The organism is Desulfuribacillus alkaliarsenatis, from assembly GCF_001730225.1.
Lineage (GTDB): Bacteria > Bacillota > Bacilli > Desulfuribacillales > Desulfuribacillaceae > Desulfuribacillus > Desulfuribacillus alkaliarsenatis.
Genome location: NZ_MIJE01000001.1, coordinates 353,605 through 367,510, shown reverse-complemented (window position 1 = coordinate 367,510; position 13,906 = coordinate 353,605). Strand labels below are relative to the sequence as shown.

Below are 13,906 nucleotides of genomic sequence, written 5' to 3'. Positions count from 1 at the left end.
CTCCATTATTTACTATTTTCAAATTATATCATAGGTAAATATCTAACACAATTAACTAGTCCATGGGTTAATTACATATCTACATTATCTTATGAATTTCTAAAAACTTAGTGTTAAAGTCCCCAGCAACAAATGCTTCATTCCTTAGTAGTTTTAAGTGGAATGGAATTGTTGTCTTTATACCTTCAATTCTGAATTCTGATAATGCCCTATACATACGGTCAATAGCCTCCGTACGGGTAGCACCATGTACGATTACCTTAGCAATCATTGAATCATAGAATGGTGTTATTTGATAGCCTTGATAGGCAGCACTATCAACACGTACACCAAAACCACCTGGTGGTATGTAAGCTGTTATCGTTCCTGGTGATGGCATAAAGTTTCTCTCTGAATCTTCGGCGTTAATTCTACATTCAATCGCCCATCCATTAATTTTGATATCTTCTTGCTTGACACTTAATTCTAGTCCAGCAGCAGCCAATAATTGTTCTTTAATAAGGTCAACACCAGTGACGTACTCAGTTACAGGATGCTCAACTTGAATTCTTGTATTCATCTCCATGAAATAAAAGTTATTATGCTTATCTAATAAAAACTCAACGGTACCTGCTGTAACATAGTTAACAGCTTTAGCTGCAGCTATGGCAGCTTCTCCCATTTGCTCACGAATTTCCGGTTCTATTGCTGGTGATGGAGCCTCTTCTACTAGCTTTTGATGACGGCGTTGAATCGAGCAGTCGCGCTCCCCTAAATGGACAACGTTACCATGGGAATCTGCAATTATCTGAATCTCAATATGTCTTGGTTCTTCTAAATATTTTTCTAAATATACGCCAGCATTACCAAAGGCAGTCTCTGCCTCCTGCTGTGCCATAGAAACAGCCTTCGTTAATTCATCACGAGTCCATGCTACCCTCATACCTTTTCCACCACCACCTGCTGTGGCTTTTACTATTACAGGATAGCCTATTTCATTAGCTGTTTTTATTGCTATATCGATATCCTGGATAATACCCTCTGTACCAGGTACAATAGGGACTCCAGCCAGCTTCATAGTTTCACGGGCTTTGGCTTTTGCACCCATTGTTTCAATAGCCTTTGGAGATGGACCAATAAATGTTACTCCACAGGATGCACAAACCTCTGCAAAATCAGCATTTTCCGCCATAAATCCATAGCCAGGATGGATGCCATCACAACCAGTTATCGTCGCTATGCTCATAATATTTGTCATATGTAAGTATGATTCCTTAGAGCTTGTAGGACCAACACAATATGCTTCATCTGCCAATTGAACATGTAAGGCATCCTGGTCAGCCTGTGAATAGATGGCTACTGTTTTGATTCCCATTTCTTTACATGTGCGTATTATTCGGACTGCAATCTCACCACGGTTTGCAATTAGTATTTTTTCAAACATGCAGCCACTCCCTATTCCTTACTTACTTTAAATAATGTTTGGCCGTATTCTACAAGCTGTCCATTTTCAACACATACTTCAACTATCTTGCCATTACATTCTGCTTCTATCTCATTCATCAATTTCATTGCTTCCACAATACATACGACATCATTAGCTTTAACTTGATCTCCAACCTTTACATACACTTCTGCGTCTGGTGATGGGGAAGAGTAGAACGTTCCTACCATCGGAGATTTTATCTCTATGATACTGGAATCTGCAGTTTTAGCTGGTTGCGCTATCGGTGCTGCCTGTGCTTCTAAGTTAAAATCTGCCTTTGCTGGCGTTTGCACTGCTTGCTTAACAACTGGAACAGACTCTATATTCGTGTTAGATACTGGTGTTCCTTGATAAATGTTATTATCTTTCTTGATAGACAGCTTTGTTCCTTCACTCTCTATTTCTAACTCACTTACGTTCGTGCTATCTAGTAGCTTAATTAACTCTTTTATTTCTGAAATTTTAAACATTCACTTCACCTCTTACGTGCATAATTATAAACCTACCCATTACATTATAATGATTGTCTCTAGCATATGCAATGCCATCAGCACGAAAAAAGCCGGAAAGTATACCGGCATTTTTTTAATAACACTACTAATTATAGTAACTAACTTCAATATTTCTATGTGATAATCCTGTCTTATTGCTTACGATATCAAGAATTTCAAGATATTGTTCAGGAGATACTTGGTCTGCTTGCACTATAATTTGTGCTTTCTCCCCAGTTTGCGAATATACGCAATCCTTAAATCCTAAGCTCATTATTATTTCTTCTATATCATCTTCTATACTTGCAGCTTTTAATATATTATCATACATTGACTTAGCTTTAGCTACTTCTTCTGGAGTTACGTTAGCACTTGCCATTGTAATACGAAGGTCGTCTATCATTTGCGACCTTTCAAAATCTCTATTTAGTCTAAAGGATACAAAATCATCATAGGTTGAGTCATATAATATTACCTGCCCAGGTGGCCCCTGGTTTTCTGGATCATTGTCAGTTACGTTGTCATCTGTGCGACCAGATTGCTCACGCTCTTCTGACACATCAGTAGGTACTGCAATCTCAACAGGCTGCGTAAGATTGCCCGCTACATAATAACCCAATATCAATAATGTAAATACCATTAGCGCGCTTAATAGCATCTTTTCTTTTTTCACAATGAAAAAACTCATTTAATATCAACTCCTTCTTTAGGTTTTAAGATAAATCTCCATGTTTTAAGATGTATCTTTATCTAGTTAATTTCCTTCATGCATATTCATTGGTAAAATAGATATTTTATTAGCACTAACATTTAAAGCCCTCTGGGCAGCCTCTGATAGTAAGGCATGGGTCTTAATGTTATTTGCACCTTCAGCAACTATAATAATTCCTCGTATATTAGGCTTTAACCGTTTAATTACCACTGGTGTTTCACCACCACTGTTGCCACGCAGAATAACAATCTGGTTATCTTCTGTTAATTCCGTTACCTTTCGACTCCCCCCTTGTCGGTCATTTTCATCAGTATTACGTTCTGTAGAGCGTGTATTAGTTCCTAAAACAACCTCTTCTGTAGAATCTATGTTTACCATTACCGAAACTTGACCAACTCCAGCAACTTTTTCTAAAATTTTTTCGAGATTTCTTTCATATAGCTCTTCATATTCTCGCATACCAAAGGCATCTGAACTCGTAACTGCATTCTTTTTTACTATATCGTCTACGGAATCTGATGGTAGGCTTTGTGATATATTAAAATCTGCAACTAATACCATTAGTATAAAACCTAAGGCAGCAACAAGCAGTAACCAGCGCATCGGTGTCATATTATCTTTAATATTCATTATCATCACCTTAACCTTCTTCTACAATATATACATGAATTTTATTAGTCGATATTTCTAGTTTTTTGCTAAGCATTTGCTTTAGCTCCGATACCTGTTGTGAACTCTCTACTATATTTTGTCTATCCTGAACCTGTTCTGGACTATCGCCACTACTAATTTCGATATCATCGATTTGTACTAATTGTACATCCGTTACTATAGCTGTAGGTAATTCTTCAATTATACCTGATTGAGCTTGGTCAGAAGTTGAAACTGCATTTTTCACCAATGTTATTTCTAGCTTTGTTATCTCCAGCTCATCTGTGGCTGGCTCACCCCGTGTATCCATTACCACATCTACGAGGGAGTAGTCTCCTTGGATATTTATTACACCTTGGACGCTATGTCTAACCATTTGTTTAACTGCTTGGGTTGTTAGTTCTTCCTGATTGCTAGTCATGCGCTGACTTACTTCATCTATTGCAGATGCAACAATAGCATCACCCCGTTGCCAATCAAAAAAATCCGTCCCTGTAAATGCCTCCTTGCCATTGATAATGACTAACAGCGGCGTTAGCATGGTAATGATTATTATTAAGCCAATAACTAATTTTACGTATTTCTGCATAGAAGAGCTTGGCAATAATAAATCCATGAAAGTTGCGAATAGAATAATTAGAATAATCCCTTTAAGCCAAGCACTGACGAAATCCATTAAATCACCTGCCTTACGATAATTACCTTCGGTTTTTATTAGAATTTATTCTTTACCTCAGAACTACTGACAGATTTGCAGTAGCGATAATAATTGTTAACGCAAGGAAGAACATAAGGCCCACAACTGCTACCGCTGCAAAAATATATATAAAGCTTTTGCCAATTGTATTTAAGCATTGAATTATTGGTGTATTTCCCAATGGCTGCATGACTGCTGCTGAAAAATTAAAGATGATGGCAAGTGTTAAAATTTTTATTGCAGGAAAAGCACACATTAGCAGCAAAATTACCATCCCTACAAGACCTACTGAGTTTTTGACTAATAACGATGCTCCTATTACTGTATCAGCAGCATCAGAAAACATCTTACCGACAACTGGAACGAAGTTACCCGTAATATACTTGGCTGTTCTAATTGTTATCCCATCAGCAACTGCACCAGCTGCCCCCTGTATTGAAATCACACCTAAAAATATGCTGACAAAGACCCCCATTAAACCCAAGCTGACTGTTCTTAAGAAATTTGCTAAATGAGTTACCTTGTACTTATCAGTAAATGCACTCACAATATGTAGGACAGCAGAGAAAAATATAAGCGGAAAGATAATTATGCTAACAAATGTTCCAATGATATTCACAACAAATACTATCACTGGATGAAACATCGCTACCGATGTAACATTCCCAATTGCCGCCATAATTCCTAAGACAAGTGGCATCAAAGCAATCATGAACTGTACCATGTTTTCTATCGCATCGCGGGCATAAGTAACCGCTATGCTAAAGGAGTTAATTGCAAGAACAATTAACACCAAATACGTTATCGAATAAGCAACCTTACTTACAGAATTCCTTTCAAAGGCACTTTGTACATTTTCTAGAATGGCGCTAAAAACTGTAAGTAAGATAATGCTTGCTAAAAGTCTTGTATTATAGACTACCTCGTGGAACAAGTAAGTAAGTAAGCCTTGAAATATAGCATTAACACTTAAACCTTCTTCCCCTGGTAAAATAATGTCAAAAATACTGGGACTTTGACCACCTGGTAAATAACCACCATAATCCTGGTGAAGCTTCTGCCAATACTCTTCTATGTTTTGTGTGTCTAGGCGATCAATCTGCTCTTTAACCATAGAGCTAGTTATCGTACCAGTACTTGATGTATTTTCAGCTATAACCACTTCAGCTGTTGAAAATATTATAATTGATACAAGTACAACCATTGCTAAAACTCGAGTCTGATATGCTATCAATTGATCACCCCTTACGGAAGCAGCTGAATCACTGTCTCTATAATTACTGCAATAATTGGGAGTGCTAAAACCATTATTAGAATCTTTCCCGCTAATTCAATTTTATTAGCAATTGTACCCTCTCCAGCATCTCTAGATATTTGCGCACCAAACTCAGCAATGTAAGCTATTCCAATGATTTTTAAAATTGTTTCTAAGAACACGATATCTATATTAGATTCTAGTGCCAGTCTTTCGATTGTTTGGATAATAACTGCTATTTGTCCAATTAAAAAGATAAATATCGAAATTCCAGTAATTATTGCTAATAAAAAAGCTATTTGCGGTTTCTGTTCTTTTAGTAAAATGACTAGAATAGTCGCTACTAAACCAAATGACACAATGTGCAAAATTTCCAAGGTAAGCACCCCTTAGCTTACTGTAGTAGAAAGGTTTGACGAATTGTTTGAAAAAGATCACTAATCTTTGTTGCCACCATAAAAATAATAATGATAAACCCTATTAACGTTGTCCAATGTGCAATGTCTTCTTTACCAGCCTGCTTTAGAATCGTGTGTATAAACGCAATCGCAATACCAATACCAGCAATTTTAAATATGGCATCAACTTCATACATGGAAGATTCCCCCTACATCATTAAAATGACCACCATTAATCCCATTAGAAACCCTAGATACTTATACATTTTTTCGTGTTTTTGTTGATCATGTCTTGCCTCCTCTTCCTCAGCTTGTATATATGATAAAGCTATCCCAATATGCTTTAATTGGTTTTCCTTATCTGTCTGTCCAATGCTATAGCCCAACTGCATTAAAATATCATAATCCCTCTTTGTTAATGCTAGGTGCCTGCGATTATCGCGCCAGCAGGTTTGCCATATATCTACGGTAGACAGCTCGTGTTCAGAGAATTTCTCACTCATCTCGTAATATACATTGCTGATGGGGGACTCCATACGCTTAGCTATATTTCGTAAAGCTTCTGGCATTGGCGTTAGCCCATAAATAATTTCCGTCTCAAAATGCTTTAAAGCACTGTAGATAAGACGGAGCTCCTTAACCCTTTGCCCGTATCGGTTTGCTAACAAAAACCCGATTAACGTTGACGATGTCAAAATCAGTACTATCGCAATAGTTTTAACCAATCCAGGCCCTCCTCATCGATAATTTCATTCTGTTTTTATCGTATATTCCCGTAATTGTACCTACCTCTGGTCTATTAGATAAAACTATATAACGGTCAAAAACCTTTTTTTGTATCATTTCATTCATAATTGGTCGTCCCATTAACTCCTCTAAATTAAAGGCATGGGCAGTGGTAATAATACTAACCCCTGCATGCAGAACTTCATCTACTGCATTCGCGTCAGCCTTTGACCCTATTTCATCAACTGCTATAATTTGCGGCGACATTGATCTGATTAGTAGCATCATGCCTTCGGCCTTTGGGCAAGCATCAAGCACATCAGTCCGGGGCCCTAAATCAGCCTGAGTAACTCCTTGTATAGACCCTGCTAATTCTGATCGCTCATCAACTACAGCTATTTTATAGCTTGGTATGCTAAGCCTTTCGTTTCCTCTACTAAACTCCCTAATTATGTCTCTGAGTAAGGTTGTTTTACCACATTGAGGGGGTGATACAATTAATGTATGATATGGCTGTTTTCGAACTGAGTCATAAAGCTCAGGCATTAGCTTGGTAGCTACCCCTGTAATCTGTTTCGCTACTCGTATATTGAAGCTACTTATATTTTGAATCGTACGAATATGTCCGCCATCTGCAACAACTTTGCCGACAATTCCAACGCGGTGTCCTCCAGAAATTGTCACATATCCCTGTCTTAGCTGGTCTTCAATTGCATACATGGAATGGTTACTAATAGCCTGCAAGAGCTGGTTACAATCCTCTTTTGTAACTTTATAAGCATTTGATAAATCTGCTGTGATACCAATATTGGATAAAAACACACTTGTATTCGCCAGACATATTTCAAGCGGTTGGTATATCCGCAGTCGTATTTCTTGAATGGTGTCTAACTTAGTCTTTGGTATATTTAGTAAAAGTCTTTTTATTGATTTTGGTAAAATCCTTTCTATCCCCTGCGACCACATACATATACCTCCTAGCATTTATTAATACCTATGCAAGCTTGACCAATTTAATGAAAATATCTTTTAGAAATAAAAAAAAGAAGTCATTAGAGCTTTTTCATTTAGCTCTAATGACTTCTTTTCAATATACATATTTAACTAAAATTACATCATTTCATCCTCGTAGTCCTCAATATCTAACTCTTCTTCTAAGTATATTGGTTCATTAGCAAATTCGTAATCATAGTCATCATAATCAAGCTCATCCAGATCTTCTTCATAGAAGTCTTGTTCAAGTAATTGTAAATCATCGTCAATCGCAACAACGTAGTCTTCCATATCCTCAGACATTGATTGTAGCTGCTGCAATTCAAAACTCATATCTTCCATTACATGAATCATTTCCTTCAATAATCTGCCTTCTTTAGTGCTATAGTCGAGTTCAAGTCCCTCTGCTAAGCCCTTCATATAAGATATGCGCTCTAACATAAAAAAACCTCCTTCTATAGGATACTCTTGCTTAAAATTCACACATAGTATCCCACGCAAAAAGGTTTTTAATCGTTCATTCGAGCAATTTTTTTCTGTTGCTTCGTTTCTGGATGTTCTAATAATCTCGGAGCTATTTTTGCAAACTCTGCAAAGATGTCATAATCCAAGTGCCTTTCCTCTGCCATACTCTGCATAATTGTCATAACCTTTTCGTAAGGTAGCCCTGCACGATATGGCCTATCAGATACTATCGCCTGAAACACATCGGCAATCGCAATTATTCTTGCTTCAGGGGGTATTTTACTAGCATCATATTGTCTGTGATATCCACTGCCATCCAATTTTTCATGATGCAAACAAGCCCACAAGCTAATTTCATTAAAACCTTTAACCTGAGAAAGAATCATCTCAGAATAATAAGGATGAAAAGTAATAACCTGAAACTCCGCATCTGTTAGTTTACCTGGTTTGTGTAATATTTTATTTGAAATTCCAAGCTTACCAACATCATGTAAAAGCGCAGCAACTTCGAGCTTATGTAAACGGTCATCTTTAAAGCCTAAATGTTTGCCCAATTCAACAGTATATCTTGCTACTTCTATACTATGGTTAGCAGTATAGGGGCTTTTGTTATCTATAAAATTAGCTAGGCCATGTCCAATCGCTAATAAGCCTTTGTCATCAACTTGTATCTGATCCTGAGGCCTTAAATCGTCTAATAAAGCTATTGGGTGACTCATCGTTTCATAAAATTCATCGTATTTAGTTATTGCATAAGCAATTTTTGCAAGGTTTGGATCAAACTTTCTGCCAGCTTCATGCATAATGAAATTCTGAAGTGAGTATTTATCTGCACCTTTAGTGTTCACAAAAATTTCGATACTATCAGCTAGGTGAACAATCCTCGATGGCAAAGGAATTAATTTACCCTTTAAGCCCTCTGGCTCACCTTTACCATCCCAACGTTCGTGGTGATATTTTATAAAAGGAGATATTGGCTCCATATAAGGTATGTCAGCTACTGCCTTTGCACCCTGTATTGTATGTTTGCGAATAACACTGGCTTGATCCATTGCAGTAATCGTATCAAGCGGGTCATACAAACCAATATCATGTAACATTGCTGTATAGTAGATATTATTCAGCTCATTACCTTTAACACCGTAGTGCATTGCAAGCAATAAAGCTATAGAAGCTGTACGTCGCGCATGGCCTAGTTGTCTGCCTTCGGCTAAGTCAAGTGCAAGGGAAAAAGCATCTATTAGTTCTGCCAATTTAAGATTAATTGTAAAAGTTTTCATTCCCTCACCATCCAGTCAGTCCTACTAAGTCCTACTAACTACAAGTAATCTTTTTTGCACTTTCCTTTACATTCTATAACACTAAATTATTAGCTGTAAAGATATTTATCTACAGGATGGAAATAATTATTTTAAAAGTCCAGCTAAAATAAATAAAACTCCAATAAAAATTAAAGCAAACTTAACCAACGAAATTTTTCCTGCCAAACCAAATAAGCCGAGGGTAGTGACTAAGATTAGTACAGTAGGACCTAGAACTGCTAATCCAGCATTAATCATCATTGCCCTTTCCACAGTTCCTAAATAAATAATTAGAATAGCTGCAATAACCTCTATAGTGCCAGAGAATAAACGTAAAGCCCCCATGCCCAAAACTATTTTTTCCATAACCATCACCTTTTTATTTTTGCTTATTAAAATTTATTCTTAGCTCGAATTAGTTATGACGTAAACACAAATAATATGTGCAATGTGATTTTTATAACTATAGTAAAGGTATGGTGCCATTAATGAATCCTCAACCGTTAAACACCTCGCACACATGGTCTTTAGTTGGGTTAAGCTTAGTCCCATTTGTAATGGTATTAGGAAATTCCATGTTAATTCCAATATTACCCGACATGCAAAAAGAACTCTCAATCACCCAGTTCCAGGTGAGTTTGATAATTACTGCTTTCTCAATCCCAGCTGCCATTGTCATTCCCATTAGTGGATATTTATCAGATCATTACGGACGTAAAAAGGTCATTATACCAGCACTATTAATCTATGCCTTAGGCGGACTCATTGCTGGCTTTGCCGCATCGTTTCTAGGGGACAAAGCCTATCCATTAATTATTGCTGGAAGGATTATTCAAGGTATTGGTGCCGCTGGAACAGCTCCTATTGCCATGGCCCTAGCAAGTGATATTTTTACTGATGAATCAAGAAGTAAAGCACTTGGTATTATTGAGGCTGCTAATGGTATTGGCAAGGTTATCAGCCCAATACTTGGATCGCTAATAGCAATTATCGTATGGTATGCTACATTTTTCGCCTTTCCTATTTTATGTATCCCTATAGCTTTAATCATGTGGTTAGTAGTTGCAGAACCAAAGGGCAATATTAATAAACAAACTGTATCTGACTATATAAAAAGTGTAATCAAAATATTTAAAAGCAAAGGAGTAGGTTTGTTTGCTGCTTTTTTAGCAGGCTCTGTTACACTTTTTATCTTATTTGGATTACTGTTCTTTCTATCTGATATTTTAGAAAAACGCTATCAAATTGATGGTGTTTATAAAGGTTTTATAATAGCTATCCCACTTTTAGTTATGGCTATCACAGCTTATATAACAGGTAGAATAGCAAAAAGTAAACTTAGTAAAATGAAACGACTAATACTTGTAGGAATGTCTTTAATTGCCCTAGGAAGCGGAGTGTCTGTAATAACGACTGATACCTATTATCTAATGGCATTACTCGTTATAATTGGTATTGGAAGCGGACTAGTTCTTCCTTGTCTAAATACAATTATTACTGGTTCAATCCAAGCTAAAGAACGCGGTATCGTTACCTCATTGTATGGTAGTGTTAGATTTACTGGCGTGGCAATAGGACCACCTGTATTTGGCTACTTAATGAAAATATCCCAACAAATCATGTATATGACAATGAGTGGCTTAGCAATATTTACAGCTTTGATTGCTTATTTTCTAATTCAAAACAAAAAGAATTTATCGGCACAAAAAAAATAGACTAAAGCACACCCCATCTTTATCAGGCATACTATAGACCATGATTATATAGGGGTGTGTTTCTATGCATGAATTAGGTAAAACGATGATAATAGATAAAGGTATAGGTATTTCCCAAATCAAAGATATGCTTACATTTGGTAAAGCGCATCTAGATTTTCTTAAATATGGTTTTGGAACCAGCTGCTTATACGAGCCAATATCGCTAATTGAAAAAAACGAGCTACTTACGAAAAGCAACGTAATTTGCTTTCCTGGTGGGACATTATTTGAGGCAGCGTATTATAAAAACATGGTTAACTCTTTCTTTGACGACATCCTTAAATATTCCTTCACAGGTGTTGAAATATCTCACGGAACTATTGACGTAGATGATATGGATCGGCATAACTATATTCGTAGGGCTAAACAAATGCAACTAACAGTATTCTCTGAGCTTGGCAAAAAAAACGAAACTGGGTTTAAAGATATCATTGAATCTGTAAAACGAGACCTTGATGCTGGATCTGATTATGTTGTTCTTGAGGGTAGAGAAACTGGAACTAGTGGTCTTTATAACAAAGAAGGCGCTGTAGCAGACGACATATTAAACATTTTCGAAGCAGAGTCTGACTTACTACCGTATATTATCTGGGAAGCACCTTGCATGGAACAACAGATATTGCTACTTAAGCACTTTGGAGCTAATGTTAATATCGGAAATGTCGCTTTCCAAGATGTGTTATCTCTAGCGGCACTAAGAAGAGGTTTACGTAGTGATACGTTTTTTGACTTTTTATCATAATCCACACTTTTTATCATGATTTGCAAAGCTATCGCATAAGGTGAACTAGAAGTTCCCTAAGGGTGTGTGATATCATGGGTGGTCAAATTGCATTAGTAATCCTAATAATCGTTGGTCTTGTCGGCCGCTCTCATATAATAGCGACAGCGGCCAGTTTTTTGTTGATTTTAAAATTGACAAGCCTAGATCGATACTTCCCAGCAATTGAACGTCGTGGTTTAGAGTTAGGATTATTGTTTTTGACAATGGCAGTACTAGTTCCCTTTGCTAATGGAAAGGTACAGGTTAAAGATGTCTTGTCTGTTTTTACGTCTTGGTGGGGAATTCTAGCCCTTGTAGGTGGAGCAGTGGCTACCTATATGAATTATCATGGGTTAACGTTGTTAAAATATGACCCAGAGCTGATGGTTGGTTTAGTTGTTGGATCTATTATAGGTATTGTGTTTTTCAAGGGTATACCTGTAGGCCCGTTAATGGCAGCTGGAATCACTGCCTTTCTAATTAAATTTTTTCAGTTATTTGTTAAATAAAAAACCATGCACTGACTGGTTAGTACCAAGTCGGTTCATGGTCACTCATGTTCAATTCGCGCATCAATTCGCAATTGTTCTTGCATTATTATGCTCTAGAAATATAATCTCCAGATCTAGTGTCAATAATTAACTTATCACCTTGGTTAATAAACAGTGGAACTTGTACAACTAAACCTGTCTCCATAGTCGCGTTTTTAGTTGCACCCTGTGCCGTATCACCTTTAATTCCAGGCTCTGTCTCTGTGACTTCAAGAACAACAGTATTTGGCATATCCACACCAATAACTTCACCTTTATAAAACACTAGGTGTACTGTGGAATTCTCTAGTAGGAAATTTAATTCACGTTCAATTTGCTTCTTATTTAATTCCATTTGCTCGTAACTTTCTTCATCCATAAAGGAATATTGATCGCCACTGTTATATAGGTACTGCATGCGTTTTGTTTCCACATGTGCTTTAGGAACTTTTTCTCCTGCTCTGAACGTAGTCTCCTTCACCATGCCCGACTTAACACTCTTAAGCTTGGCTCTTACAAAGGCAGCGCCTTTACCAGGTTTTACGTGCTGGAAATCAATTACCTGCCATGCATCATTGTCAATTTCAATTGTTAAACCTGTCTTAAAATCACTTGTAGAAATCATCTTTTTTCCTCCTATTATTTACACTATTTCTAATAATTCTTTTGGAGTTTTGTTTAGGATACGACAGCCAGTTTCTGTAATGACAATATCGTCTTCAATTCGCACGCCGCCAAAGTCAGTTATATAAACGCCTGGCTCTACTGTAACAAGCATTCCAGATTCCAATTTCGTATCAGATAACGGACTAAGCCTCGGAGCTTCATGGACCTCTTTACCTAAACCATGACCTAAACCATGACCAAAATGTCCTTCATAACCCTGTTTATATATGTATTGTCTGGCAATTTCGTCAACTTCCTTGCCCATCATGCCTGCTTTTATATTATTAAGTACTTTCTGCTGTGCTGTCAAGACAGTATTGTAAATTTCTTTTTGCTTAGGACTAGCTTTGCCGACTATAAATGACCTGGTCATATCAGAGCAGTAACCCATATAATTTGCGCCAAAGTCAATCGTAACCATGTCCCCAAGCTCTATAAGCTTTTCGCTAGCAACACCGTGTGGAAGTGCTGAACGCTTGCCGCTTGCTACAATAGTCGAAAAAGCTAAGCTACTAGCTCCACGTTTTTTAAGATAAAATTCTAGCTCTAAAGCTATGTCAATTTCCTTTATCCCAGGTCTAATCCTTTCTATCACATAGGCAAACGCTTCATCAGTTAGATCAACGGCCGTTTGTGTAATGGCTATTTCATGTTCGTCCTTAATCATGCGAAGCTGAGCTACATAATCATTACAAGGTATAACACTAGACTCCAGATTTTTTTGCCATAGCTCAAAGGTAGCCACTGTTACATTTTCTGATTCAAATCCTATTGCTTGAAGTTTTTTTTGCTTGATATATTCATTAATTGTTTTGTAATAGGGCTGTCCCTGCTCTAGAACATCAATTGCCCTTGCCTGTTCCTTAGCCTGCTCCATGTAGCGTGAGTCTGTGAATATTACAGCGTCGTCCGGGGTAACAAGCAGGAACCCGCTCGATCCAGTAAAGCCTGTTAAATACTCAACATTCTCTTGTTTGTAGGTTATATATCCATCAAGCTCGTTACTAGCTAGGTTATTGTCAGTCAATAGACCTTT

18 protein-coding genes are annotated in these 13,906 nt (G+C 37.1%); 3 read left to right on the top strand and 15 right to left on the bottom strand.

From position 1 onward, the window contains the following. Nucleotides 1–79: 79 nt before the first annotated feature. The 13 genes from accC to BHF68_RS01765 all read right to left on the bottom strand — a co-directional run bounded on the left by accC (nt 80) and on the right by BHF68_RS01765 (nt 9,520). Entirely contained in the window at nt 80–1,423 is a 1,344-nt protein-coding gene (gene accC / locus BHF68_RS01825; RefSeq protein WP_069641930.1) for an acetyl-CoA carboxylase biotin carboxylase subunit, read from the bottom strand. Between the two features lie 11 nt (nt 1,424–1,434). Further along, complete coding sequence (accB, locus tag BHF68_RS01820) at nt 1,435–1,935, bottom strand: acetyl-CoA carboxylase biotin carboxyl carrier protein (RefSeq protein WP_069641929.1); 501 nt, start codon at nt 1,933–1,935, stop codon at nt 1,435–1,437. Nucleotides 1,936–2,062: 127 nt separating this feature from the next. Then, on the bottom strand, nt 2,063–2,644 hold the full coding sequence (locus BHF68_RS01815; RefSeq protein ID WP_069641928.1) for a SpoIIIAH-like family protein: 582 nt from the start codon (nt 2,642–2,644) through the stop codon (nt 2,063–2,065). Between the two features lie 66 nt (nt 2,645–2,710). After that, nucleotides 2,711–3,298, bottom strand: coding sequence for a stage III sporulation protein AG (spoIIIAG, locus tag BHF68_RS01810; protein WP_069641927.1), 588 nt, complete (start codon nt 3,296–3,298; stop codon nt 2,711–2,713). Nucleotides 3,299–3,308: 10 nt separating this feature from the next. After that, complete coding sequence (spoIIIAF, locus tag BHF68_RS01805; protein WP_069641926.1) at nt 3,309–3,995, bottom strand: stage III sporulation protein AF; 687 nt, start codon at nt 3,993–3,995, stop codon at nt 3,309–3,311. Between the two features lie 52 nt (nt 3,996–4,047). Beyond that, on the bottom strand, nt 4,048–5,250 hold the full coding sequence (gene spoIIIAE / locus BHF68_RS01800; protein ID WP_301553579.1) for a stage III sporulation protein AE: 1,203 nt from the start codon (nt 5,248–5,250) through the stop codon (nt 4,048–4,050). Nucleotides 5,251–5,261: 11 nt separating this feature from the next. Beyond that, the gene (gene spoIIIAD, locus BHF68_RS01795) at nt 5,262–5,648 is read right to left on the bottom strand and encodes a stage III sporulation protein AD (protein ID WP_069641925.1); all 387 of its coding nucleotides are present in this window, start codon (nt 5,646–5,648) and stop codon (nt 5,262–5,264) included. A gap of 17 nt (nt 5,649–5,665) precedes the next feature. Continuing rightward, on the bottom strand, nt 5,666–5,866 hold the full coding sequence (gene spoIIIAC / locus BHF68_RS01790; protein WP_069641924.1) for a stage III sporulation protein AC: 201 nt from the start codon (nt 5,864–5,866) through the stop codon (nt 5,666–5,668). 12 nt (nt 5,867–5,878) lie between these two features. After that, nucleotides 5,879–6,394: a stage III sporulation protein SpoIIIAB gene (gene spoIIIAB, locus BHF68_RS01785; protein ID WP_069641923.1), complete on the bottom strand. Its 516-nt coding sequence runs from the start codon at nt 6,392–6,394 to the stop codon at nt 5,879–5,881. Next, nucleotides 6,387–7,361 (bottom strand): stage III sporulation protein AA, encoded by a 975-nt coding sequence (spoIIIAA, locus tag BHF68_RS01780; protein WP_069641922.1) that lies wholly within the window; start codon nt 7,359–7,361, stop codon nt 6,387–6,389. Before spoIIIAA ends, spoIIIAB begins: the two co-directional genes overlap by 8 nt. Before the next feature lie 144 nt (nt 7,362–7,505). Next, the gene (locus tag BHF68_RS01775; RefSeq protein ID WP_069641921.1) at nt 7,506–7,829 is read right to left on the bottom strand and encodes a CD1247 N-terminal domain-containing protein; all 324 of its coding nucleotides are present in this window, start codon (nt 7,827–7,829) and stop codon (nt 7,506–7,508) included. Between the two features lie 68 nt (nt 7,830–7,897). Next, the gene (locus BHF68_RS01770) at nt 7,898–9,133 is read right to left on the bottom strand and encodes an HD domain-containing phosphohydrolase (protein ID WP_069641920.1); all 1,236 of its coding nucleotides are present in this window, start codon (nt 9,131–9,133) and stop codon (nt 7,898–7,900) included. A 126-nt stretch (nt 9,134–9,259) separates the two neighbouring features. Further along, complete coding sequence (locus BHF68_RS01765; protein ID WP_084019131.1) at nt 9,260–9,520, bottom strand: DUF2619 domain-containing protein; 261 nt, start codon at nt 9,518–9,520, stop codon at nt 9,260–9,262. 110 nt (nt 9,521–9,630) lie between these two features. Here BHF68_RS01765 and BHF68_RS01760 point away from each other — a divergent pair, with 110 nt between their 5' ends. The 3 genes from BHF68_RS01760 (at nt 9,631) to BHF68_RS01750 (ending at nt 12,183) form a co-directional block, all read left to right on the top strand. Beyond that, nucleotides 9,631–10,869: an MFS transporter gene (locus BHF68_RS01760; RefSeq protein WP_367114256.1), complete on the top strand. Its 1,239-nt coding sequence runs from the start codon at nt 9,631–9,633 to the stop codon at nt 10,867–10,869. 64 nt (nt 10,870–10,933) lie between these two features. Then, nucleotides 10,934–11,653: a phosphosulfolactate synthase gene (locus tag BHF68_RS01755; RefSeq protein ID WP_069641917.1), complete on the top strand. Its 720-nt coding sequence runs from the start codon at nt 10,934–10,936 to the stop codon at nt 11,651–11,653. Nucleotides 11,654–11,727: 74 nt separating this feature from the next. Next, nucleotides 11,728–12,183, top strand: a complete 456-nt coding sequence (locus BHF68_RS01750) for a DUF441 domain-containing protein (protein ID WP_069641916.1) — start codon at nt 11,728–11,730, stop codon at nt 12,181–12,183. Nucleotides 12,184–12,271: 88 nt separating this feature from the next. Here the strand turns inward: BHF68_RS01750 and efp are convergent, their stop codons facing one another. Together efp and BHF68_RS01740 are read right to left on the bottom strand one after the other, a co-directional pair. Then, a complete protein-coding gene (efp, locus tag BHF68_RS01745) occupies nt 12,272–12,829 on the bottom strand; it encodes an elongation factor P (protein ID WP_069641915.1) in 558 nt (185 codons plus the stop codon). Between the two features lie 18 nt (nt 12,830–12,847). After that, nucleotides 12,848–13,897 carry a M24 family metallopeptidase gene (locus BHF68_RS01740; protein WP_069642264.1) on the bottom strand — a complete coding sequence of 350 codons (1,050 nt, stop codon included), beginning with the start codon at nt 13,895–13,897 and terminating at the stop codon, nt 12,848–12,850. Nucleotides 13,898–13,906 lie beyond the last annotated feature (9 nt).

What these genes read in the sequence shown, in the direction of transcription:
- accC (WP_069641930.1), bottom strand. Translation starts at nt 1,423, where the DNA reads ATGTTTGAAAAAATACTAATTGCAAACCGTGGTGAGATTGCAGTCCGA.
- accB (WP_069641929.1), bottom strand. Translation starts at nt 1,935, where the DNA reads ATGTTTAAAATTTCAGAAATAAAAGAGTTAATTAAGCTACTAGATAGC.
- BHF68_RS01815 (WP_069641928.1), bottom strand. Translation starts at nt 2,644, where the DNA reads ATGAGTTTTTTCATTGTGAAAAAAGAAAAGATGCTATTAAGCGCGCTA.
- spoIIIAG (WP_069641927.1), bottom strand. Translation starts at nt 3,298, where the DNA reads ATGAATATTAAAGATAATATGACACCGATGCGCTGGTTACTGCTTGTT.
- spoIIIAF (WP_069641926.1), bottom strand. Translation starts at nt 3,995, where the DNA reads ATGGATTTCGTCAGTGCTTGGCTTAAAGGGATTATTCTAATTATTCTA.
- spoIIIAC (WP_069641924.1), bottom strand. Translation starts at nt 5,866, where the DNA reads ATGTATGAAGTTGATGCCATATTTAAAATTGCTGGTATTGGTATTGCG.
- spoIIIAA (WP_069641922.1), bottom strand. Translation starts at nt 7,361, where the DNA reads ATGTGGTCGCAGGGGATAGAAAGGATTTTACCAAAATCAATAAAAAGA.
- BHF68_RS01775 (WP_069641921.1), bottom strand. Translation starts at nt 7,829, where the DNA reads ATGTTAGAGCGCATATCTTATATGAAGGGCTTAGCAGAGGGACTTGAA.
- BHF68_RS01770 (WP_069641920.1), bottom strand. Translation starts at nt 9,133, where the DNA reads ATGAAAACTTTTACAATTAATCTTAAATTGGCAGAACTAATAGATGCT.
- BHF68_RS01765 (WP_084019131.1), bottom strand. Translation starts at nt 9,520, where the DNA reads ATGGAAAAAATAGTTTTGGGCATGGGGGCTTTACGTTTATTCTCTGGC.
- BHF68_RS01760 (WP_367114256.1), top strand. Translation starts at nt 9,631, where the DNA reads ATGGTGCCATTAATGAATCCTCAACCGTTAAACACCTCGCACACATGG.
- BHF68_RS01755 (WP_069641917.1), top strand. Translation starts at nt 10,934, where the DNA reads ATGCATGAATTAGGTAAAACGATGATAATAGATAAAGGTATAGGTATT.
- BHF68_RS01750 (WP_069641916.1), top strand. Translation starts at nt 11,728, where the DNA reads ATGGGTGGTCAAATTGCATTAGTAATCCTAATAATCGTTGGTCTTGTC.
- efp (WP_069641915.1), bottom strand. Translation starts at nt 12,829, where the DNA reads ATGATTTCTACAAGTGATTTTAAGACAGGTTTAACAATTGAAATTGAC.